This window comes from Rufibacter roseus, from assembly GCF_001647285.1.
Classification (GTDB): domain Bacteria; phylum Bacteroidota; class Bacteroidia; order Cytophagales; family Hymenobacteraceae; genus Nibribacter; species Nibribacter roseus.
Genome location: NZ_LRML01000011.1, coordinates 25,593 through 48,572 on the forward strand (window position 1 = coordinate 25,593; position 22,980 = coordinate 48,572).

Genomic DNA, 22,980 nt, shown 5'->3' on the forward strand with positions numbered 1-22,980 from the left:
ACAAGCCTAAAACAGTAAGTTTACAGCATGCCCCTTGCCTTGAACTCAAGGTATTTGTTGATGGCATTTACAGTTAATTTTTCCGGTGGCGTCAGAATGGATTGAATGCCGTGGCGGCTAAACTCCTTTACAATCTGCCTCTTTTCAAAAGCGAACTTCTCCGCGATGGCTTTCAGACAAATGGCTTCCAGACTATCAGCGGGTTTATCCAATAGCTCACGGGTTTCAGTGTTTTCAAAAAATACTACCAGCAGTAAATGGTGCTTGGCTAGTTTGCGAAGGTACGGCAGTTGGCGCTGTGCACCATTTAGGGTTTCGAAATTTGTGAACAGCAACAGCAGGCTCCGCTGCTTTATTTTAGACCGAACGGTTACATATAGGCGTTCAAAGTCAGATTCCAGAAAGCGGGTCTTTTGGTTGTAGAGCAGCTCCAGGATTTTCTGCAATTGTGAAGAACGTCTTTCAGCGGGTAGCACAGAACCTAAGGTCTCAGAGAAAGTGATGATGCCTGCCTTGTCTTCTTTCTTCAGCGCCACATTACTCAGCACCAAAGAAGCATTGATGGCGTAGTCCAGCAGACTCAATTCAGCAAAGGGCATTTCCATGACGCGGCCTTTGTCTATCACGCAATACACTTGCTGTGATTTCTCTTCCTGGTAGTGGTTCACCATCAGGTCGACTCTGCGGGCGGTGGCTTTCCAATTGATGGTGCGTTGGTCATCGCCGGCCACGTAATTGCGGATTTGCTCAAATTCAGAGCTATGCCCCACCCTTCTGATGCGCTTGATACCCAGCTCGGTCAGCTTCTGCGAAGCCGCTAACAATTCATATTGCCGCATTTGTATGAACGACGGATACACTGGCACCAACTGCCCCTGCCCAAACTTGTAGCGCTTCTTCACGACCTGAAAAGGCCCAGTTACCAGCACATTGATGGCCCCAAACGAATATACTCCCCGCTGCGTGGGTCTCAGGGAGTACTCAATGACTTTAGTTTCGTCCTTCGGTACCCGTACCCTGAAGGTAGCATCACGCTTCTGAAACTGGAACGGCAGTTCCTCCATCACCTCCGCCGAAATGTCAAAAGGATAATGGTTCTCCAGGTAGATATATACTGGGTTCTCGCTGCCGTTCGAGAGCTTCTCCTGCATGCTTCGGCTAGCCACCACTCCGTTTTTACGTTGAAATACCGTAGCCATGTCTATGAGCACAAACAGTACCAGCACCCCAAAAAAGATCTTGACCACAAACAGAATGGCCGGCAGGAAAAAGCCGAGCACAAACAGCCCCACCACCGCCGAGATAGCGTAGTAGAAGAACCGGGTGAAATAAAGGCTGCGGAGAAATGACACGGGAGCTGCGCTCAATTAAAAATTAGAAATTATGAATTAAAAATGCGGGGGTACTGCAAAGCTTTACGCTTCAAGTAGAAGAAGCACTGCTCTTCCATACCTGCTCTTTCGGATTTATTAATCCGGAAGTTCTCTGTCGGGGATTTCCTAATCCCCGTGCCTCCATCGGAAGACGTGAAGGGGATTTATTTATCTCCAACAGAGTGGTTCGGGATTGGTAAATCCCGAACAGCGTAAAAAGGTAAATTCATTACCTCGGCACCTCTATTTTCTGGATAATTTGCTTGATGACATCATCTGGCGTGGCTCCCTCCATTTCTTTTTCTGGGGTCAATTGAATACGGTGCCGCAACACGGGGTGCGCCAGTTCCTGCACATCTTCAGGAGTCACGAAATTGCGATTACGTACTGCCGCCAGCGCCTTGGCACTTGACAGCAATGCCAGCGAGGCGCGGGGCGAAGCCCCTAAATAAAGTGCTTTATTGGCTCTAGTCTGCACGATAATACTGGCAATGTACTCCAGCACCTTTGGGTCTACATGTACATTCTTCACTTGTTGGCGCAGCTGCACTATCTTACCAGAAGTAAGCACTGGCTGTATCTCATCTAATTCCCGCTGCAGGCTTGGGCGCTGGTGATGAATTTCCAGAATAGAAACTTCTTCCTGCAAAGAAGGATATCCCACCAAAATCTTGAACATGAATCGGTCAAGCTGAGCTTCAGGCAAGCGGTACGTTCCCTCCTGTTCAATTGGGTTTTGAGTGGCCAGCACCACAAATGGATCAGCCATGGTGTATTCTTTACCGTCATGGGTGATCTGCCCTTCTTCCATTACCTCAAACAACGAAGCCTGTGTTTTGGCGGGGGCACGGTTAATCTCATCTATGAGGACAATGCTGGAGAAGATGGGGCCTTTCTTGAAGTCAAAAGTAGCCGTGCCCGGATGAAACACGGAAGTACCCAGCACATCAGACGGCATCAAGTCAGGGGTGAACTGAATACGGTTAAAGGCCACATCTACCGTACGGGCAATCAATTTAGCCGTAAGTGTTTTGGCAATGCCCGGCACGCCTTCAATCAGCACGTGTCCATCGGCTAGCAGCGCCACTAACAGTAAGTCAATAAACTGCTCCTGCCCAATAATCCTCTTTCTGAGTTCGTCTTTTATTTGCTGTACGGCGGTGTGCAGTTCAGAAAAATCGGCCTGCGGTTCCAGCCCTAACACGGTTTCTTCTATTTGATCCATATCTTTTGTTTATCAGCTAGCCAGCCGGTAAAAATCTTCTAATTTCTTATTCAGGTTCCAGAGCGTATGCTCTTCTATACTGTCTGTATTTCGTATGTAGTGAATGAGGTTGAACAGCTCCCCTACTTCTTTGGACTCTACTCCTGATTTTTTCGAAACCCGCTCCTGAAATTCATGGTCCAGCACGTTGGTGCTCTCGTAGTAACGCAGGCGCAGGTACTCTAAAAAATAGTTTATTTTCTTTTGCGCAATAACCTGGTGGTCGCGGTAATTGTAGTAGAGGTTTCCCACTACCTGCACAAACTCCAAGGTAGTGTTTCGGGGCTTTTCCTGCACGGGAATAATGCGCTGGGTGCGCTTGCTTTCAAATACTACAAACAGCAACAAACCGCAGAGCGAAATATAGTATGCCCAAGACAACGCATCATTTGCTAAGATCACCCTAAAGATGGAATTTTCACCTAATGGCCCCTGGTTTTGGTACTCGTCCCACCAGACCTGACGAACAGGTAAATGCGAAAGGGCCGTGGCCGCATACTGTGCTTTGTTGCTGTTGATAACATAGTAGTTGCTGAAAGCCAGCGGCACCGTACTTACATAGATATTACCCTTGCCCAACGGAGCTCGCACGAAATTCACACCACCCTCCGCGTTCTTGCCTAAGACTTCTAAGTCAGAAACAGAATCTGGCTTGATGGTAATATTTGCCTTTTCCCAATCGAATTTGTACGCAACTTTTTTCTTTAACTGAGGGTGCAGGAACACCAGCTCCAAAGAATCTTTTTCTGTTTTAGGCGTATGCCCTGTTGAAAAGTTGAGGGTGTCTTTCAGGTAGTCTTCAAAATAATGAGCGCCTATAAACACGTTGTTGCCTTGGTGCACGAAATCCAAAAGGGTATTCATATCAAGGGAATCAGCCTCAAAAGCCTGATCTATGAAAACGTAGTTGGCTTCTTCATACACATACTCCTCTTCTTCCTCCTCTACTTCCAGAAGGTTTTCCTCCAGTTGGTTTACAATAGGCAAGCGCACCTGACTTACTGATTCACCTTTGAACAGATCCGGCAGCAGTTGGTACAGCACGTAAGTGCCGTATGGTATTTTATCTTTGTTAGAAAGGCTTTGGGTCCAGTCTACTGGTTTGGGCCGGTAGTACTCTACCAATACAAAAGCGGCAAACAGCAGGGCTAGCATCACCGCATATTTCCGGTATCCGCTCATGCCTTTGCTTTTATTGACCTGTTAAACTCTTGAATTGATTGCCTTACCGCCGCAAAACTTTCCTCATTTAACGCTGAGCCACCGTACCACACGTACTCAAACAACTGAGTTATGTGTGCAAAGGGACGCTGCAACGGGTTGTTCTGCAGTTCGGTGACGTAGGTACGGTTAGTTTTACTAGGGGTCCACTTGATCAATTCAAGATCAGTGAGCACTTTCAGCATGTTCAAATAGTACAGCCTGATGGCCCGTCGGTAATCTCCCTGCGTTTCTGCTTCTTCAATCAGAGACTGAAAATTCAGCTCGTGAATATCCTCGGTATAGGTTTCATAGGGTATCACTACTTTAGAAGTCTTTCGGCCAAAAAGCCCCACAAAATCTATCTGCAGTAGTTTTATGATAACAAAAACTGTAATGCCAATCAGAAATATGTAGGTGACATAGTTCCAGTTTGAGTCTGAAGTATCTTCTTTACTGCTCCCGAGCAAGCTGTTTAGCCACTGCCCTACTTTCCGCCAAAAACGCTCCCAGGCGGTGAGGTCAGGCCGGACGTCCTGGTAATACTTGAAGTCTTCGCTTTCCTGCAAAGACTTTAACTTTTCCGGATTTATTTGACGCACCTCTAAAGGCTGATGCTGATTGGCCGCAGCAGTACTATCTGGCAATGCCGCAGCAAATGAATGCTGTGGCAACGCCCAAAACATCAGCAAAAAAAGAAAAGGTAAATAGAGCCGCACCTGCTTAAATCTCATCTTGTTCTGTAGCAGGGTACAGCGGTTGCCGTTGCCCAATTTGATTTACTTTTTCCAGCAGCCCTACGCCATCTTTAATCTCTACCAGAGTAAAATACTGAAAGGCTAGAGCCACAGTGGTAATAACGTACAGCAACAGGTTCACAATAGATGAAAATGTACTGGCCGCAATAAAAACCATATCGTTCGTTCCGCCTGGCAAGTGGAAGATTCTGAGTACATACACTACCATGGAGGGTAGTGAAGCCACAAAAGCTATCAGTGCCTGTATAAGGCCAATAACTAAAATATAGCCGAAAGTTGGCCACCAGTTCCCCTTCATTAGGTAAAAGCAACGCTCTACGGCATCAATAAAGCCTAAGTCTTCGCGTACCATTACTATAATAAAAATAGACAGCACCACTGAAAGGTAAATACCTGGCACTATCAAAAGTAGCATTCCTAAGGCCACCATGATCACCACTGCAACCGAAGAATAGAACACCGCGACGGCCTGGCTCTTTACCACCTCCCACACATCAGTCACCTCAATGGGGCCTTCATAGTCCATGCGCAGCACCAGGTAAGAATATACCGTTAGGCTTAGCATGACAAAAGCCATCAAAGAGAAGAACATAGTAGCCAGGTAGTGTACATTGCCCACCATCATGCTGAAGGAGTCAAAGGCGCCATACTCTCCGTTGAGCGCCTGCAGCTGACTGCTTTGGAACAAACCCGAGAAAATACCCGCCAGCAAGGCAAAAGGGGCAGCAATAAAAAGAATGCACCGTGAGAGTGGCGCAAAATTTTGCCTGATGAACCCAAACGTGGCGTTTATTTTCTGGCCAAAATCGCGCTCAACTCTAAAATCAATGGGTTGGGGTTTGGTTTTCATTCCGGGCATGTAACCTGATGGGATAATAAATAAAGTAAAAGATAATAAATAAAGCTGACCCAATGATAATAAACAGGCTTAGGTAGAGCGGCATTTGCGTATAGCGGGTCACAAAACCCTCTAAAAACCCGGCCATGATAAAGATAGGCACCAGCCCCACCACAATCTTCAGCCCTTGTTTAGCGCCACGTTTAAAAGACTCTAACCTCGAGTAGGTTTTAGGAAACAGAAGACTGTTACCCATCACAAAACCGGCACACCCAGCAATGACAATAGCTGATATTTCAAGGGTACCGTGAATCCAGATGGTAAGGGCTGAGGTAGCCAACAGCCCCTGCTTGTAAAAGAAATATTGAAAGGCCCCTAACATTACCCCGTTTTGCAGCAGTACCCAAAAAGTACCCACTGAAAACAGCAAACCCAACACAAAAGCCGTGAAAGACACGTAAATGTTGTTAAAGGTTATCCGGAGGAACATGTAGGTGGCATCAGGGTCTTTGTAAATGGCCATTGGATCACCGCTCCGGATATTATCCAAGGTTTTGTTCACGTAAGAATCACCTAGAATGAGCCGCACAAATGTGTCATCATAAGCTGCCGACAAAGCCCCGATAAAGCAGGCAGCCGCAAATATCAGGAAGGAGTAAAACAGCTGCCGGTGGTGGTGGTAGAACAGCAAAGGCAACTCCTCTTTCCAGAAAAGAAAGAAGCGGTTCCGCTGTTCTTTTTTATTCTTGTAGATAGCCTGGTGCACTCTGCCCGTCAGCCCGTTCAGGTAATCGGTTACTTCTGACTCAGGGTAAAAGGTACGGGCATACGAAAGATCATCGGTTAACTCTATAAACCGATTGGCCAGCTCATCTGGGTTAGACGTTGGTTCACTGGCGTACTGCTTCCACTTAGCGGTGTTTTGTTTGATAAAAGCGGCTTCGCGCATGAACCTTCCTTTTGTTTCCTCTCAAATATATTTAACTTAGGCTACTTATTAAAGTAGTTACTGCTTAAAAATGAATACAATTAAGGTTAGAACCACCCAGAATGTGGAGGTTGAATATGCCATTGCCAGTGTGGGAGACAGAATTCTGGCGTATCTGGTTGATGGGGCGGTATTGGTAGGATGGTTCATTCTTATAGGAATTGTAGCCAGCACCTTCACTTTTCTTGAGTCAGCGGGAGAAGCCATTCTTATTTTCCTGCTTTTCCTGCCGGTACCTTTTTATCACTTGTGCAGCGAAATTTTTATGAACGGCCAAAGCCTAGGCAAAAGGGCCCTTGATATAAAGGTGGTGAAAATGTCTGGCCACTCCCCCTCTGTTGGCGATTACCTGTTGCGCTGGATTCTGCGCATTATTGATTCCGGCATTGTGGCTGTTATAACCATTGCCATTAACGGCAAAGGTCAGCGCCTGGGTGATTTGGCAGCTGGCACCACAGTCATCAAAACCCACATGGTGCGCCGCCGCAGACCTTTTCAGGTAAAAATAGAGGATGACTACCAGATCCAGTTTCCGGAAGTAACTCAACTTACCGACAAAGACATGGCTCTGATGCGCCAGCTACTTTATAAAGCCATTGAGCACCGCAACGAAGTCCTTCTGGAACGTATAGCCCAACGCGCCAAAGAAGTGATGGGTGTAGAAACCAACCTTACTGACCGCGAGTTTCTGAAGACCGTCATCAAAGATTACCAGCATGCAATGGCTGGGGTGGAAGCAGAAGCATAGCGTTTTAGGCTCGTTTCTCAGAAAACAGCCCTAAAACACATAGACCGCTGTTATCAGTTTTTGCACAGCCAATACTCATAGCGGCTTCTCTAGCTTCTTTTAACTACACTCCATTGATGCCCCTGCTCCCGCTGAGGGGAATTTTGCCTAGGAGCAGGCATGATTATGACTATTATACACAAGGTTTGTTCTTAACCCTCAACCTTATTTCTTCATTTAAATTTAGCGGAGAAGGCCTGCCGCATTCAAGTGCGGCAGGCCTTCTCCGTTTTCTGTTTATGGGCTACTTTTCTGAAATCAGCCTAAAAACAGAGTTACCTTTCCTACTCTATTCTCTTAGTTGCTTTGATTCTTTAGAGTGAACCACTCAAAGCTGGCGTTGCCGCTGGCGGTGCCTTTTGCTACTAGCCCTACGCGTACGGCTCTATCCCACGGCGGCAAAAAGGCTCCGCTTATGGCTTGGCCGCTGTTCAGGGTATTCCAGGTGGTTCCATCTGCACTCCAGGCAAACTGCAGTTGGTCACCCTTGGCTGCTGTAAGCCTTAGTTGCAACACATCTTGGGCCGGAGCAGCAGCTTTACCCAATATTTCCGTTTTACCTCCTTTGGTGATCCACAGCTGTATTTCATTACCTCTGACAGACACTCCTACCGCATTGCCAGGGTCTCCTACGGCGGCAAGACCGGCCGCTACTCCAGAAGATGTCTGTTTCTGATTGATGGCAGCAGTGGCAGTATAGTTAGCTTTCAGAGTCCGTTGGGCCAGCACGTTCCCAATCTTGTCCGGCGATGCCTGCAACGCTAACCTACCGTTGTTTCCGGTTTGCACAGAATAAGTTGGCATCGTCTCCACGAACCACTGCCAGCTTTCAGGCAACTTAGAAGATGTGAATTCCTCCCGCACATCCAACGCCTCATTACCATTTGCGTTATGTGGAGCCAGGGCGGTTACCGCAGGAGAGTTTACTTTAAAGGCAGGCCATCCGTCTGCTCCCCATAAGATTTCATCTAGCAAGCCCTGACGCCCGGCATAAACACTGCTGTTAGTGCTGTAGGCATGGTACAGGAAATAGTCTCGGCCTTGCGGATCTGACACGACCGTACCGTGTCCAGGGCACTTCCACGTTTCATTCTTCTTCATGATAGGGTTACCAGGATGTTTTTCCCAAGGCCCCCGTAAGTTTTTCGCTCTGGCCACACCCACGCCGTAGGTGCATTCCCTGCCGCAGCAGGCGTCACCCGCGTAAAACATGTAATAATACCCGTCGCGTTTCACCAAAGCCGGGCCTTCTACCAGACCTCCCTCCCAAGTTCCTCTTTCATTGCGGAAGAGCTCAAATTTCTCGCCCAGCAAAGCAGTTCTTTCCTCGTTCATGCGCTGGCCCCAGAGCGGAGTAGGTTTGCCCACGCTGTTGGCGTCTTCTTTCCAGATTAGGTACAGCTCACCCTTCTCATCTCTGATGGGGAAACCGTCAATTGAACCAACCTCTTGGCACACTATGGGGCCATGGTCGGTGTAAGGTCCAGTGGCGTTAGTGGCACTGGCTATACCCACACATAGGTTACCGCCTTTCTTTTTGGCGGTGTAGTAGATGTAATATTTGCCGTTATCGTATGAAATTTCAGGAGCCCAAAAATGAGCCTCGGCCCAGTCTGGCAGCTTGTTTGGGAACACATGCCCTACCGTCTCCCAATCTACCAAGTTCTTGGAGTGCAGAATAGGAAACAGAGGCGCCCATTCAGAAGAGGTAGCCGTGGCCCAGTAGTCATCCCCCACCCGTACCGCTGATGGGTCTGCATAATCGCCAGGCATCACCGGATTGGTATAGGTAACTGTTTGGGCAGATGCCGCGGGCGCAGGGGAAGTTCCTTGGTTGGCGGTACCTTTGTTCACGTTGCAGGAAAAGGTCAGGAGACCTACCACCGCAACGGTTAAGGAAAATATATTTTTTTTCATAGGAGAAAGGAATTCTTAGTCAGGTATTATTTCTGAACGGAAAACTTGTAGACGCTGCTGGTCTCGTAGGTCTCTCCCGGCCGCAACACGGTAGAAGGGAAATCCGGCTGGTTAGGGGAGTTCGGGAAGTGCTGTGTCTCCAGACAGAAAGCTGTTCTATACTCATCTTTGCTTCCGCCTTTGAAGGTGTTCTTGCTCTGCATGAAATTACCACTGTAGAACTGCAAACCCGGCTCGGCTGTTGACACCTCCAAAATGATTCCGCTCTTGTCGCCCTGTACGGTGGCCGCTTTGGTAAGCCCGTTGCCCTGCCCCTCGTTCAACACATAGTTGTGGTCATAGCCGGCCCCATTTTTCAGTTGCTCGTTTTGCTCATTAATTCTGGACCCTATGGCGGTAGGCTTACGGAAGTCGAAAGGAGTGCCTGCCACCGGAACAATTTTACCAGTTGGTATCAAGGTGGCGTCTATTGGAGTGTACGTGTCGGCGTTGATCTCCATTACATGGTTTAAGATGGTACCGCTGCCCTCGCCGTTCAGGTTGAAGAAGGCATGGTTGGTCAGGTTTACTACGGTGGCCTTGTCGGTAGTGGCTTGGTACTGCATCTTCACCTCATTATCATCAGTTAAAGTGTAGGTGACTTTTGCCTGCAGGTTACCGGGGAAACCCTGTTCCATGTCTTTGGAAAGATAGGTAAACACAATAGTTTGCCCGTCAGTCTGCTCCGCCTGCCACATAACTGCCTGAAAGCCCATTTTACCGCCGTGAAGCGTATTGATGTCATTGTTGATAGGCAGGTTGTACTCTTGCCCGTCCAGAGAAAACTTGCCTTTTGCAATACGGTTCCCGAACCGGCCAATGGTAGCGCCAAAATAAGGTTCAGTTGAGTTTTCATAGGCCTCTGCACTAGGCAGGCCCACCACCACATCCGTCATCTCGCCATTTTTGTCGGGCATCACGAAACTCACCCAGCGCCCACCGTAGTTTGTGAACGTTGCCGTGACATTGTTCTTGTTTTTCAGCGTGTACAGCCGCGCCTCTGTGCCGTCTTTGATTTTGCCGAACGGCTCACCCTCTGTGTTTACAGCTCCGGCCCTTTCAGCGGTGACTACTTGAGTCTCGGCTTCCGGCTTCGCAGAACAGCCTACCAAGCCCGCAGCGGAAATACTCAGCAGGGAGAGAGACAGGAGGATCTGCCGTATGTTTCTTTTTTTCATAGAGAGGTAATGATGAAATAGTGAATGGATGAATCAATGGGCAATTGTACTATTTGACCCAGACGGTAACGGAATGGGCACCCCAGCCGGAACAGGTTCTCCAAACTGAGGGTAGCCGTTTATTGTCCAGGTGAATTTTTGGGCTCTGATATTGCGCTGCCAACCCGGAGTGGCAGATTTCTTGGCATGGTACAGAATCCAGTCTTCCGTATTGTCCGGTGATTTGGTAAACGAGCAATGCCCTACCCCCAGAACCTGATCTGTTCCCTGAAAAACAGGGCCGTCAGATTTCTTCCAGTTTTTGGATTGCATAGGATCCATTAGAGTATCTGCCAGAGTTAGCTGCCCCAAACGGTATTCTTTCAGCCATGATTCACGGGTGGAGTAGATGACAAAAGCCTTCTCGTTCTTCTTCAGTATCTGTGGTCCCTCGTTTAGGTCTAGCTCTCCGCCTGTCTCCCATGTTTCAGTTGGTGAAGAAATTTTAACTCGGTTGGAGCTGATGGTGTAGGGGTTGCTCATTCTGGCGATAAACAGATGCTGTTTGGTTTTATCAGTTAAGGCGTTTTCCTCCCAGCCAGACCACACCGCGTACAGCTGCCCGTTCAGGTAAAAAGGAGAAAGATCTATAGCCCATTTCACGGAAGAGGAATCATCCATATTATCGCCGGTATACAACATCCCCCTGTCTCTGTAAGGGCCGAAGGGACTGTTAGTGGTAGACTCCAAGACCCCTGATCGCTGGTGTATGTAAGGCCCGCCCCTGACTTTGCCGGCTGTGTAGTAAATGTACCACTTGCCCTGCAGGTAATGTATTTCCGGCGCCCAAATGTTGTGCGCGTTCCAACCCTCCTCAGGGGCGCTCCACACCTGCACTCGCTTACCTAGTTGGGTTAACGTAGAAGATTTTGACACATAGATGCCTCCTCTACCCGCTCCGCAGGAGTAGTACACACTATCCATCTTGAGAACCCAAGGGTCTGCACCTTCCGCAATGGGGTTAGTAAAAAAACGTGAGGAGTCAACGGCAACAGCCTGGGCATCTGGAGAAGTCACTGGCACAGTCTGCTGCTTGCAAGACCACAGCCAAACCTGGCATGCAAGAGCTACCCAATAGAACGTACCTGATACCTTCATTCCTAATGATTTGATGTACTCAACATTGTTCAACTTTAGCACACGGTCATCGTTGAGTTTTTTGTTATTAGAACTACCCTTCAAATAAGTTTTAGAAACTTGATTTTAATTTGCGTCTGTTTTGCACCCACTTTTTAAAAAACAGGCGCAAAACAGACGTAAAGTATATTATGATGTACTTTCACTTCCCAATGACTAATCCAACTGGAAGTACAAAGTAGTTCCCCTATAGCACCTGCTGATATCCTAAAGGTGCAAAGCGTTAGAAACCACAATTCTGTTCAGTTCATTAAAATCAGACTAATAATTCAATTTCCGTTTCTGGCTTGATTTCTGAAAACCGGGTCAAAAACGGAAAATAAATACTTGTGCAGAGTCTAACGAACTGCCACTCATGCAGCCACTGAGAACCTCATAAATTTGCCCTAAATTTTTAAAAGTGGAGCAAAAACAACTCTGCTAAAAAGAAAGAAGCAAAGCCATATTGGCTCCGCTTCAGTTTTCTACACAAACAAAAAATTAATTTACTTCCCGCTCGTTTTTAGACGGCAACTTAGGGAACGGAGCATGCGGCTCTGTCTGGTACCAGTACACCACTGAGCTTATGTCTGATTGCTGAGGCAGGTAACGGTGTTCACTGCGCCAGCCCAGGTCTTGAATGGTTACCCTTAAATCTTTGTCGAAACGGATAGGATCCATGATATGCCAGCGGTACATTCCAAAACGCTGCTGTGCGCTATACAAACCATCTGGTCTTATTACCTGGTGTAAACCAGCATAAGCGGTAGAATAAGGTTCATATTGCCGGGTTCTCTTATTCTCAAAGTTGTATGAACCCAGGAAGTAGTCTTCTGCCCCAGTACCGTTTATGGTTGGCCAATCTTTATCACCGTCCATGTAAAACTTGATTTCGCCTTCGCCCCACCAGCCGTTGTTGTTCACGCCCCAGGCTATATAAGTACCCACATAGTGGCCTTTCCCTTTTATACCATCAATCAGCGTGTACAGAGACCCTTTTGTTGGATTGCTACGGCGAAACTGCGCATGGAAATAAGCAGCATCATCAGGTACTTGCGTCAAAGTGTAATCAACTTGGTAGAACAGGTTCATTCTGTCTGAATTGGTATTCTCCATCGTGATTTTACATTTCTTCCGGAAGGGCATTACCCAGTAAGAGTTAAATGCGCTGCCCGGGTTTACCTGCACAGGAAGCGAGTTCAGAGGAGCATATTCACCCCAACCCATTCCGAAGAAATCACCTACAGGCACTTCAATAGAAGGCTCTTTCTCATCATCCCAATAAACACGCAAGATAGAGTAGCGCCAGTTTCCGGTTGGGGTCATCCAGATGTGCTGAATGGCGCCTGGCCCTTCAATCTCAGCCAAGGTCACAGTTTGTCCACCTTCTATCCAAACAAAAGGATTTACTTTCCAACCAACACCTAATTCTCGGGCCTGATGCCCATGCACCCCTTTTTCAAGAGGCGTCATTCCGCCTTTGCCTTTGCCACCAGTAATGTTCTCTGGGCTTATAGAACGGGTTTCAGCATTAGACAAGCGGTACAGATTTCCCATGTTCATTTCAAGACCAGAGAAATTACCGACCTTCTGCGCGTAGGCGCTAAATGTAAAGAGGACTACAGCTAATAATGTAAGCAGGTTTTTCATTAGAGTTACTTTGGTTTTGGTAAATTTCATTGTTTGAACAGCCTCAGAAAAGGCATAACCCTCTCTTCAACAGATGCAGGCACCTGTTCTAAATCATGCTAGCAGGAGACTTGCTGCCATACCGTACCATGACAGCATGAACAGCAATCCTACAATTAACTAGAGGCAGTTATCTATTTTATTTCGCCAGAGGGTCTGGAAATTTTGGTTCCTACTTTAACAGGCTCTCCAAAGTGTGGGGTTCCGTCTGCATTCCAGGTAATTTTCTGGATGCGTGGACTTCGATTATTACCACATCCTTGACCGCTGGCCATGTTGGCGTGGTAAATTATCCAATCTTCAGTTCCGTCCGGAGATTTAAAGAAGCCATTATGGCCAGGGCCATACGCATTATTTTCACCCTTGGTAGAAAGAACAGGAGTGGCAGTTTTAACCCAGTCAGTTGGGTTCATTGGATTACCGTTGTCTTTGAGGGTTAGCATACCCAAGGCATAGTGGTCGGTCCAGCAACCGCTGGCTGAGAACACCATGAAAACTTTTCCATCTTTATTCTTGATTACTTCAGGCCCTTCATTCACTAGTCCGTTCCGCTCCCAATTATAAGTGGGCTGTGAAATCATAACCCGCTCTCCTTCTATTGTCCAAGGATTACTCATTCGGGCAATATAGATTTGTTGATTACCTGAATTGCTGGAGCTAGCCGTTCTCCAGCCAGACCAAATGAAATACATTTGATCTTCATGCGTAAAGACAGATCCGTCTATTGCCCACAAATCAGTTGGGTCAGAAATTTTACCTTTAAAGGTCCAAGTACCCGCCAATGGGTTTTCATTAGTATTTTCCAACACATACATTCTGTGGTTGGCGTCATCCCCGTCATCTGCCGCAAAGTAGATATACCACTTGTTATTAAGCCTATGTATTTCAGGCGCCCATATATTTTTGGAATAAGGGCCGGTGCTGGGCGGAGTCCATACTGTGACAGGGCTTGCTTTAGACAGTTGGCTTATATATTGGGTCCGGTAAATACCTATTCTGTTGCCCAGGGTATGGGTGTAATAATAGAAATTGCCATGATGCACTACCCACGGATCTGGCCCGCTTGGCAAGAGCGGATTAGTGAAAGTAGGATCCTGTTCTGTAGGCGGCGTTGCAGGCCCACTAGTTTGGTTATCATCACTTCCACATCCTAAAATGAATAGGACGGCAAAAAGATGTAGAAACAAAAAATTCTTGAACAACTTCATAAGCGGCATTTCATATCTTACCTCTGAAATGGATAGCAGAATTACCCTTTAGAGGGTTAGACTTCATGTGAGTGTACTTGACTACTAATCAAGGCACAAGAAATATTATTAATCTTGATTCTTTAGCAATTTAATAATAGTTAATCGTTTAAACAAGCTGTTTCTTAGCTCTACCTTTTAATTTTTCCTTCCTTCATAAAAATTTCACTATGCCCGTCACTAAAGTTTCGGGTAGTCACTGCCAGAACAGTGTTTTCATCTTTCAGGAACAAAGAGTTATAGTAGGCACCTTCAGACGAAGGCAGGTTGGGCCAAGGATATGAAATGTTAGTGAAATTTTTTGCCACACTATTTCCCACCAATACCAGCATAGTTGTTTTCTTCCAGTCTGGAATACTTCTTCCGCCTGCATCTTGCACCGAAAGTATGGTCTCTCCCGTTGGCAACTGAATAATATAAGGAGCGCCTCCCCAGATGTTTTCAGTGGTTGCCAACCATCTTCTACCGTTTTCAAGAGAAGCCGGAGCTTTGTATTCCCATTTCGCATCAAGTGAAGACCAGATTATCCAGGGAGATTTAGCTCCTTTTACCTGTTCAATGGGGAATACTATGCCTTTGTTGTTGTTCAACACTAAGGGTACTGGCATACCGTCGCGCATGTTGGTGGTGTAGGCAACACGCCTAGGTGATCTCCAGGTGTTTCCATTATCTGTAGAATGCACCATCAATATCTCTTGTTGCTCAGCCGTAGAACCAGGCCCATTCCAGAATCTGGCCTCACTGGCATAAAACAACTCTATTTCTCCACTTGGAAGCTGAATCATGGCTGGCTCCCAAGAGCGGCCCCTTGCCACAATTTTGGGTGGGCCAAATGTCCACCCGCGGTCGGTGCTCATTCTTATCTGAACATTAGAATGGGCGTTGTCATCTGGCCTACCTCTTCCGGCGTAAGCCAACATGACTGATCCATCTTTGAGGACTAATAACTCAGGGTTAGCGAATCCATAATAATCCGGATGATCATCTGCCACTATGGTTTCAGCGGGAGACCAAGTAACTCCATTATCAATACTTCTTCTAATGGCAATATTATCCCACACATTGTTGATGGGACCAAAATGATATGTAAGAAGTAGCGTGTCTCCTTTTACACGATGTATGCGCGGGTATTCTGCAAAATATACTTCATGTGATAATTTTGTAGCCGTGTTACTCCACTCGATGGTTAACGAAGGTCTGGAATTATCCTGCTCCGGATAATCGTCTTCATGAGCCTGTGATGGCGGTGCTGGTGCCGGATCTTCCTTGTCGCTTTTACAAGCGGAAAAGGAAAGCAATCCCGCCACTATAAACCAGAATGGTAATTTCTTAAAGTTCATCATGCTACTACTTTACTTTATTCGATATTCCCAACTTCTCTTTACAATCTTTTAAGGCTCTAGTTAATAAAGCCGCATTATGCATTACTCCAGCTTTCATCTCCTGATTAACCTACTCAGGCACAAGAGGAACTACTTCTACCTAGTTAAGAGATCTTCAAAGACCACACAAAAACTCTTGTTCTTATAAAAAAGAAGAAGCTGGAAAGTTCCTCCACAGGGTACCCTCCAGCTTCTCTTTATATTACTGCACTACAATTCTGCGGGTCTCAACAGAACCTTGATTATCTGTTACTTGCATTACATAAATACCAGGTGTCAACTGCAACTGCGCTGCGCCGCTTGCTGATGTTTCTGTCACAAAGCGTCCGTCAATAGCGTTAACACGCACGTGGTAATTTTTGCCGTTTTCAAACTTAACGTTCACCAAACCTTGTGAAGGGTTAGGATAAACCGCCATTTCAAACTTAGCTCTGGCATCTTTTGCGCCCAACACGCCGCCTGCCACAGAGAAGCTTTTTTTAGCGAACTGAGATCCAACATACGCATTGTCAATGGCCTGTACACCCCAACGGTACTTACCTTCTGGCAGCCCCTTTAAGGTCCAGCTTCTGTTAAGAGCTACATTTCCCATCTTTTGCATCATCAGCTTACCAGTGGTAGTGTCTGCCATAGCATAAGAAAAGTGTCTTCCGTCTGGGCCCACCACAAATAAGTTATAGCTTAATGAGTTTTGTGATGTCTTATCATCAGTGGCAGCATCCCAAGTGAAAGTAATGTCGCCGTTTGATCCTAAAGATGCTCTCAAGTTAGCAGGCATACTCGGAGCAGCATTTGTGGTAGTAGTTGGGTTCTTCACAATTAAGCTCACATTTCTGGCGAAGGCACTTCCTGCTCCATTGTAGTTATTGCCAGAGAAACCGGTCATAATTAAATCCAGATCACCGTCATTATCTGTATCGGCTACTTCTATAGCACTTTCAGATACCCCTGGAATTTTCGCATTATCTGCATGGGGAGTAAAAGTACCATTGTTGTTCAGATAGATATCGGTTGCCTGGCGCCCTTGGTTGTGGCTCCATCCAGTTACTATAATATCAAGGTCACCGTCGTTATCCCAGTCAGCAAACCTTGAGCCATCGCCCAAGCTAATTTGACGGTAATCCATAAAAATGGCGGCCTCCACAAAAGTACCGTTGTCATTTCTGTAGAGACGGTAGATATTGTCATTGTCTTCCCCAGAACCTAACCAGCCGTCTCCGTTCAGCAAAATATCTAAATCTCCGTCGCTGTCATAGTCACCCCACGAGTACGAGCCGTTCCCTTTAGGCTGTAAGCCCAGATTGCGTTCAGTGAACACGCCACTTCCGTTGTTTTCCAATACTCTGGAATAACGAACAGTATTAGGCAGGTTAGCATCATTAGCCGCCATCATGAACAAATCCAGATCTCCGTCTAAATCGTAGTCAATAGCCTCTACTATAGGTTCCCAAAGGTCAAAAGCATCGAATTGAGCCGACTCAGTAAATCCGCCCTGTTTGTTATTGAAGAATATTTTAGACTTGCCACCTTGTTTGTTTCCAAACAGGAAGATGTCTTGGTACCCATCATTATTCAAATCTGCCAACCCTACAGACGGAGACATTTGAGGAAGCGTCACGCCTGTAAAAGCAGTAAACACACCAGCAGCATTTGAAGTGAAAATATTTGTGTAAGGGTTTATATTATTAGGCTCATGAATACCGGCTTGCGCTAAATCAGGCAGACCATCGCCGTTTATATCACCCCAGCTGTAGGACACGTGCTTAGAACCCATAAAAATAGATTCAGCAGGCACAAAATTGCCACTCCCGTCATTCATAAGCAGCATAACTGTTGTATTATGCCCTCCAATTAGTAAATCTATATGGCCATCTCTGTTAACATCAATGGCAGAGATGTCACCATGTTGCACCTCTAATTCTAAATTCTGAATGGTGAACCCTTGCGCAAAGGCAGCCGCAGAACCAAATAGTCCCAAGCTAAGCAATAGTAATTTTCTTTTCATAAGTATTGGGTTAAAGGTTATTTAAGAATAAGGCTTAGCTATGGAGCCATGGGCCCCATAGCTATTATTTACTACCAGTTTGGGTTTTGCTCTATGTTTGGATTGATGTCTACGTCACGTTGCGGTATTGGAAGCAGCTCATGCTTACCCACTTCAAACCGAGCGAAGGCTGGATCTCTGTTAGCCAACTGCGGGCCTAAATCTCCCCATCTGGCCAAATCATTCCATCTGTGTCCTTCTCCAGCAAGTTCTGTAATCCGCTCATGCTTGATCTGCTCTAAGAATGCAGTTTGTGACAGATTGGGCTTCACGTCAGTAAGTCTTGCCAGGCCTGCTCTTTGCCTCACCCTGTCTACATACTGATATGCGTCAGTGGTTCTCCCTACCGCATTTAATGCTTCAGCATACATCAACAGCACATCGGCATACCGAATATAGCGCCAGTTGTTAGGTGAGCGGAAGCCCTCTGTGTTCTGAGTAGCATCGTTCAGGAACTTCCGGAACCAAACCCGGCTCCGGAAAGGGTGGTTGATGTTATATCTGATTGCCCAAGCCTGACCATATACTCTTGAAAATAAAGGCCCGCGCACGTCAGTGGAATCATACAGATAAGTTGCCTCCAATCTCGGGTCTCTCTGATTATTGACAGTTCTTTCTTTCAAAAACTCTCTGGTTCCCCATCTTAGCGCTTCCGCATCTTCAAAACCAGCAGGCGGCGGCGAGAAAAACTTGGCAATAGAGGTACCATAGTTCTGATCTGGTGTTGCAATATCATTGTCTGTGGTTTCAACCGGGTTAATGGCAAACTGAATTTCAAAAACAGATTCTCTGTTGTTTTCAGTTGTGCTCAAAAAGTTATCACGGTAGTTAGGCACTAAGCTGTAGATATTCCTGCCCTCTCCTTCAACTAACCACTGCAAAGGCGTTAGCGCCTCATCATACTTTCCATCTTGCATGTAGACCTTCGCCAACAAAGCATTTGCGGCACCTTTTGTAGCACGCCCCATATCAGCCGGATTGGCATAGGTGGCAGGCAATGCCGCCGCCGCCTCAGTAAGGTCTTTCTGCACCTGTGCCCACACCTGCTCCTGAGTAGCCTGCTCCGGCACGTCTTCTGGCGATGGTGTCTTAAGCAAGATTGGAACATTACCCCACAAACTAGCTAACTGGTAATAGAAGAGGCCTCTCAGAAATTTGGCCTCGCCCAGCAGCTGTTGCTTTTTGGTCTCGTCCATCTGAATGCTTGGTACATTGTCTAAAACCTGATTTGCACGGTTTATGCCCACATACAGTTCATGCCATAGAGTGGCAGTTTCCCACAAGTTATAGTTAGGCTGAATAAACTTGTCAATAGCGTTTGCCAATGCAGGGTTTGGGCTGTAGCTAGCTCCTAGGTCAGACCTAATAATGGTAAGAAAAGGCAACAGTCTAGAGAAGCCTGGCCGGTGAAAGGTACTGTAGACAGCATTTACCCCTTGCTGGGCGTGTTGGGCATTTTGCCAAAACACCGCAGTAGTTGGTCGGTTAGGGTTATCAATATCTAGATCAGTTTCACAGCTTGAAACTGCCAAACCAGCCGCTAAAAGAGAATATATAAATAACTTTTTCATGTAACTCTAATTAAGGGTTCTTATTAAAATCCGCACTGAATTCCAAAAGAGAAGATTCTGCTGGCTGGCCAGTTTCCTGAATCAAAACCTCTGTCCAAAATTCCGCTACCTACCACGTCCGGATCTAAACCACTGTATTTGGTGAAGGTGATTAAGTTCTGACCGCTTACAAAAATGCGTGCTGTTCCGAACCCAATTCGTGAAAGAGCAGCCTTAGGTAATGCATAGCCAACTTCAAGATTCCGAACTCTAACGTATGAGCCGTTTTCTAACCAACGGTCACTTGAGAAGGCGTTATTGAGAGCAATAGCCGGATCTCCTTCCTCTAAACCCAAGCGGGGGTCAGTGGTGTTGGTATTGTCTTCTCTCCAAGGATTGATGTCACGTCTGAAGTTGTTCAATTGGTAACTATCCAGATCTCTTCTCACCCCATTGTATATTTTATTACCGAACACCCCTACCAGCTGCAAGTTCACGCTGAAATTCTTGTAAGAGGCGTTGAACTGGGCACCAGTTTGCAAAGTAGGCCATGGAGATCCACCCACGTAGGTACGGTCACCATCTTCCGTGATACGACCATCATCATTGATGTCTACAAATCTGATATCACCTGGTCTGGCATCTGGCTGAATGATGGTACCCTGAGAATTTACGTGCGCATACACCTCATCATAGTTCTGGAAGATACCAGCGGTTTTCATAACGTACCACTCTCCCAACGGCCTTCCCACTTCACTACGGGTAAGGCCTGTAGAAATATAGTTCTGAACACGACCGCGGTTGCCTAAATCCAATACCTCATTCTTAATGGTAGTGGCATTTACAGAAACATCCCATTTCAATGCTCTTTCACTGTTACGGTAAGTTGCCCCAAACTCAAAGCCCCTGTTTCTGATAGAGGCGGCATTTACCGGTGGGTCGCCTTCTAGGTTACCTAAGTACAGCGCTATGGGCAGGTTTACCAATACATCTCTTGATTCAGAGTTATAGGCGTTAAATTCCAGGGTAAGCTTGTTGTTGAACAAACCAGCGTCAAAACCTAAGTTCTGCACAATCCGGCTTTCCCATCTTAAGTCTGGGTTTGTCAGTCTTGCCTGATAGGCACCTATACCAATTATCTCAGAACCGTTAGGTCCAAAAACAGCTCTAGGGTTGCTGTTCAGGTAACCAATGTAATCCCATGAGCCCAATGTATTGATACCAAGCGTACCATAAGAGGCATTAATCTTTAGGTTATTTACCCATTCCACATTAAAAAACTCTTCTTCACTCAAGCGCCACGCGGCAGAGAATGACGGGAAGAAACCTGTTCTATAGGCCTCCCCAAACCTTGAGTCTTGATCAACACGGGCAGTAACGGTAAACAGGTAGCGGTCTTTCAACACATAATTCACCCGTCCTAAATACCCAAGGTTTCTGAAGTTATTGATCACGTCGCCGCTAACTGCAGCAGCACCACCGGCAGAATTAATAGTAGTGTAATATTGCCCATCTACCACCTGCAGGAAAGTACGCCCGGCTGTAGCACCCTCATGATGTATTGTCTGCTGAGTCACCCCAACAACCCCATCAATATGATGCACCCCAAAGTCTTTTGTAAAATTTAAGGTGTGGTCAAACTTAGTGTTCAAGAATCTACCGCGGGCTTCATCAACTCTGGTTGAGTCTGAATTTTGGTTATAGCGCCAGTCGCCACGTTTTCTGATAGTTCTGGTGTGGTCAAAGCTTACTTCTAGACCTGCATCAAATTTATATGTAAGCCAATCTGCCACTTTCACTTCCACGAACCCGTTACCAATCAACTTGGCAAAGTTGTCTCTTGTTCTCCACAGCTCATTTACTGCTATTGAATTCCATGCATACGTCTCAGCGTTTGCGTTTCCTATACCAAAACCACGAGGATTGTTACCGCCTACTCCAATATAAGAATCACTGCGCACCGGAATGACAGGCAACATTCTAGGAATGTCATAGAAAGGATTCCCACCTGCCGGTCTTTCCTGGACAGTATTGGTTAGGAGAAGGTTTTCTCCGAAAGAAACTCTACCTCTTTTGCTTCGGGTGTTAATCCGCAAGCTACCTCTCTCAAAGTCGTGGCCAATCAATACCCCTTTGTTAGAGAAGAAGCTTCCTGACACCATATAAGTGCTGGTCTCAGAGCCACCTGAAACATTCAGGTTATAATCCTGCATGTTCCCTAACTGAAAAGCTTCTTCCTGCCAATCAGTATCAATAGACGGATCAAACTCATCGCTTACGCTTGGAGGGGCTGGCAGACCGGCATTTTCAAACTGCACTCTTTGCAGAGCCGCAAACTCTGAAGCATTCATCAGGTCCCAGCGCTTTGGTATCTGCTGAATACCATATTTCGCAGAGAACTCAACCTTGGCAGGGCCCTCACGACCTTGCTTTGTTGTAATAATAATTACCCCGTTACCGGCCCTGGAACCATAGATTGCCGCAGCCGAGGCGTCCTTTAATATCTGAATAGATTCAATGTCATTCGTGTTAACGGTAGTATTGGCATCAGACAACATACCATCAATCACATACAAGGGCGCCGTGTTTCTAAAACTTGCCGCGCCTCTAATTTCAATAGCAGCCCCCTGCCCTGGCCTTCCAGTTGTTCTCACCGTTACTCCAGGCGATAGGCCTTGTATAGACTCTGCAACGGTTGTAGCAGATACTCGGCTTGCTTGCTCTGTGTCTACCACAGCCACTGCACCAGTAAGATCTCTCTTTCTTACCGTCTGGTACCCGATCACCACCACCTCATTTAATGTTTGCTCGTCCGCCTGAAGAACAGCATTCACCACGGACTGACCAGCAATAGGCACCTCCAGAGGCGTATACCCCACATAAGAGAAGACAAGCGTACCGTTCTCTTGATTTTCTGCCAGGTTAATCAAGTAATTCCCGCTAACATCTGTAGAAGCACCGTTTGTGGTTCCCTTCACCAATACAGTTACGCCTGGCAAAGGTTCACCACCTGCACTTGTCACTTTTCCGGTCAAGTTTCGCTGCTGCGCAAAAACCTCTTGCACCAGAGTGCTCAGCATTAGAAAAGTAAGCCCCAAAAGCACCCTTCTCCAATTGTTGCTCTCTAGGCGGCACGTTGAAGCACCTTGCCGCAATTCAATAGGTAACTTTTTTTTCATGTAATATAGGTTTGGGATTATGTAAAAGTATTTCAGAATTAAGCCTTGGTCCTCTGGCTACTAATCATTAACCAACCACTTCCATCTTTCTTTAACCTCTATTCCACATGCAGACAAAACCGTCAATAAGCCACAAGGTTAGTTAAGCGATTAACAACAGCAAACTTAAGATTTTTTTTCAGAACACAAGCAGTTTTATAAAATTTTCATAATTTACCAGAAGTTATCAGGTGTGTGATTATTAAAAAATCACTAACAAGCCGCACGAACAAATTTTCTCCAACAGAAAAATATACAATACATAATAGCATCAAATAGAACTATTAGTACAAGACAAATTAAATATTATGCTGAATTTCAATAATTTAGCAATATCAATATCTATAAAATAG

16 protein-coding genes are annotated in these 22,980 nt (G+C 46.3%); 1 reads left to right on the top strand and 15 read right to left on the bottom strand.

The genetic code is table 11. The annotated features are described in order from the left end of the window. Positions 1-20 precede the first annotated feature (20 nt). The 6 genes from A8O23_RS15615 to A8O23_RS15640 form a co-directional block, all read right to left on the bottom strand. On the bottom strand, positions 21-1,352 hold the full coding sequence (locus tag A8O23_RS15615) for a DUF58 domain-containing protein (protein WP_066623309.1): 1,332 nt from the start codon (positions 1,350-1,352) through the stop codon (positions 21-23). Between the two features lie 250 nt (positions 1,353-1,602). Then, the gene (locus A8O23_RS15620) at positions 1,603-2,598 is read right to left on the bottom strand and encodes an AAA family ATPase (protein ID WP_066623066.1); all 996 of its coding nucleotides are present in this window, start codon (positions 2,596-2,598) and stop codon (positions 1,603-1,605) included. A 12-nt stretch (positions 2,599-2,610) separates the two neighbouring features. Beyond that, positions 2,611-3,819 carry a DUF4350 domain-containing protein gene (locus A8O23_RS15625; RefSeq protein WP_066623069.1) on the bottom strand — a complete coding sequence of 403 codons (1,209 nt, stop codon included), beginning with the start codon at positions 3,817-3,819 and terminating at the stop codon, positions 2,611-2,613. Then, the gene (locus A8O23_RS15630; protein WP_066623071.1) at positions 3,816-4,571 is read right to left on the bottom strand and encodes a DUF4129 domain-containing protein; all 756 of its coding nucleotides are present in this window, start codon (positions 4,569-4,571) and stop codon (positions 3,816-3,818) included. The genes A8O23_RS15625 and A8O23_RS15630 overlap by 4 nt, the downstream gene beginning before the upstream one ends. Then, positions 4,561-5,445 (bottom strand): hypothetical protein, encoded by an 885-nt coding sequence (locus A8O23_RS15635; RefSeq protein WP_066623073.1) that lies wholly within the window; start codon positions 5,443-5,445, stop codon positions 4,561-4,563. The genes A8O23_RS15630 and A8O23_RS15635 overlap by 11 nt, the downstream gene beginning before the upstream one ends. After that, positions 5,420-6,382 (bottom strand): stage II sporulation protein M, encoded by a 963-nt coding sequence (locus A8O23_RS15640; protein WP_066623080.1) that lies wholly within the window; start codon positions 6,380-6,382, stop codon positions 5,420-5,422. Before A8O23_RS15640 ends, A8O23_RS15635 begins: the two co-directional genes overlap by 26 nt. 70 nt (positions 6,383-6,452) lie before the next feature. Between A8O23_RS15640 and A8O23_RS15645 the strand changes: the two genes are divergently transcribed. Next, positions 6,453-7,169 carry an RDD family protein gene (locus A8O23_RS15645; RefSeq protein WP_066623083.1) on the top strand — a complete coding sequence of 239 codons (717 nt, stop codon included), beginning with the start codon at positions 6,453-6,455 and terminating at the stop codon, positions 7,167-7,169. A 336-nt stretch (positions 7,170-7,505) separates the two neighbouring features. Here A8O23_RS15645 and A8O23_RS15655 read toward each other — a convergent pair whose 3' ends face one another. The 9 genes from A8O23_RS15655 to A8O23_RS15695 all read right to left on the bottom strand — a co-directional run bounded on the left by A8O23_RS15655 (position 7,506) and on the right by A8O23_RS15695 (position 22,588). After that, positions 7,506-9,125, bottom strand: a complete 1,620-nt coding sequence (locus tag A8O23_RS15655) for a family 43 glycosylhydrolase (RefSeq protein ID WP_239693424.1) — start codon at positions 9,123-9,125, stop codon at positions 7,506-7,508. Between the two features lie 26 nt (positions 9,126-9,151). Further along, positions 9,152-10,342: an aldose epimerase family protein gene (locus tag A8O23_RS15660; protein ID WP_066623086.1), complete on the bottom strand. Its 1,191-nt coding sequence runs from the start codon at positions 10,340-10,342 to the stop codon at positions 9,152-9,154. 33 nt (positions 10,343-10,375) lie between these two features. Further along, complete coding sequence (locus A8O23_RS15665; protein WP_239693425.1) at positions 10,376-11,563, bottom strand: glycoside hydrolase family 43 protein; 1,188 nt, start codon at positions 11,561-11,563, stop codon at positions 10,376-10,378. Positions 11,564-11,998: 435 nt separating this feature from the next. Beyond that, complete coding sequence (locus A8O23_RS15670) at positions 11,999-13,177, bottom strand: glycoside hydrolase family 172 protein (protein ID WP_204377710.1); 1,179 nt, start codon at positions 13,175-13,177, stop codon at positions 11,999-12,001. A 143-nt stretch (positions 13,178-13,320) separates the two neighbouring features. Beyond that, positions 13,321-14,394, bottom strand: coding sequence for a glycoside hydrolase family 43 protein (locus tag A8O23_RS15675; RefSeq protein WP_082883113.1), 1,074 nt, complete (start codon positions 14,392-14,394; stop codon positions 13,321-13,323). Positions 14,395-14,564: 170 nt separating this feature from the next. After that, positions 14,565-15,776 (bottom strand): sialidase family protein, encoded by a 1,212-nt coding sequence (locus tag A8O23_RS15680; RefSeq protein ID WP_066623089.1) that lies wholly within the window; start codon positions 15,774-15,776, stop codon positions 14,565-14,567. Positions 15,777-16,017: 241 nt separating this feature from the next. After that, positions 16,018-17,820, bottom strand: coding sequence for a T9SS type A sorting domain-containing protein (locus A8O23_RS15685; protein WP_066623092.1), 1,803 nt, complete (start codon positions 17,818-17,820; stop codon positions 16,018-16,020). A 71-nt stretch (positions 17,821-17,891) separates the two neighbouring features. Beyond that, positions 17,892-19,430, bottom strand: coding sequence for a RagB/SusD family nutrient uptake outer membrane protein (locus A8O23_RS15690; protein WP_066623094.1), 1,539 nt, complete (start codon positions 19,428-19,430; stop codon positions 17,892-17,894). A gap of 23 nt (positions 19,431-19,453) precedes the next feature. After that, complete coding sequence (locus tag A8O23_RS15695) at positions 19,454-22,588, bottom strand: SusC/RagA family TonB-linked outer membrane protein (protein ID WP_066623096.1); 3,135 nt, start codon at positions 22,586-22,588, stop codon at positions 19,454-19,456. Between the last annotated feature and the right edge of the window lie 392 nt (positions 22,589-22,980).

What these genes read in the sequence shown, in the direction of transcription:
- A8O23_RS15625 (WP_066623069.1), bottom strand. Translation starts at nt 3,819, where the DNA reads ATGAGCGGATACCGGAAATATGCGGTGATGCTAGCCCTGCTGTTTGCC.
- A8O23_RS15685 (WP_066623092.1), bottom strand. Translation starts at nt 17,820, where the DNA reads ATGAAAAGAAAATTACTATTGCTTAGCTTGGGACTATTTGGTTCTGCG.
- A8O23_RS15675 (WP_082883113.1), bottom strand. Translation starts at nt 14,394, where the DNA reads ATGAAGTTGTTCAAGAATTTTTTGTTTCTACATCTTTTTGCCGTCCTA.
- A8O23_RS15640 (WP_066623080.1), bottom strand. Translation starts at nt 6,382, where the DNA reads ATGCGCGAAGCCGCTTTTATCAAACAAAACACCGCTAAGTGGAAGCAG.
- A8O23_RS15670 (WP_204377710.1), bottom strand. Translation starts at nt 13,177, where the DNA reads ATGAAATTTACCAAAACCAAAGTAACTCTAATGAAAAACCTGCTTACA.
- A8O23_RS15645 (WP_066623083.1), top strand. Translation starts at nt 6,453, where the DNA reads ATGAATACAATTAAGGTTAGAACCACCCAGAATGTGGAGGTTGAATAT.
- A8O23_RS15690 (WP_066623094.1), bottom strand. Translation starts at nt 19,430, where the DNA reads ATGAAAAAGTTATTTATATATTCTCTTTTAGCGGCTGGTTTGGCAGTT.
- A8O23_RS15630 (WP_066623071.1), bottom strand. Translation starts at nt 4,571, where the DNA reads ATGAGATTTAAGCAGGTGCGGCTCTATTTACCTTTTCTTTTTTTGCTG.
- A8O23_RS15655 (WP_239693424.1), bottom strand. Translation starts at nt 9,125, where the DNA reads ATGAAAAAAAATATATTTTCCTTAACCGTTGCGGTGGTAGGTCTCCTG.
- A8O23_RS15680 (WP_066623089.1), bottom strand. Translation starts at nt 15,776, where the DNA reads ATGATGAACTTTAAGAAATTACCATTCTGGTTTATAGTGGCGGGATTG.
- A8O23_RS15660 (WP_066623086.1), bottom strand. Translation starts at nt 10,342, where the DNA reads ATGAAAAAAAGAAACATACGGCAGATCCTCCTGTCTCTCTCCCTGCTG.
- A8O23_RS15695 (WP_066623096.1), bottom strand. Translation starts at nt 22,588, where the DNA reads ATGAAAAAAAAGTTACCTATTGAATTGCGGCAAGGTGCTTCAACGTGC.
- A8O23_RS15620 (WP_066623066.1), bottom strand. Translation starts at nt 2,598, where the DNA reads ATGGATCAAATAGAAGAAACCGTGTTAGGGCTGGAACCGCAGGCCGAT.
- A8O23_RS15635 (WP_066623073.1), bottom strand. Translation starts at nt 5,445, where the DNA reads ATGAAAACCAAACCCCAACCCATTGATTTTAGAGTTGAGCGCGATTTT.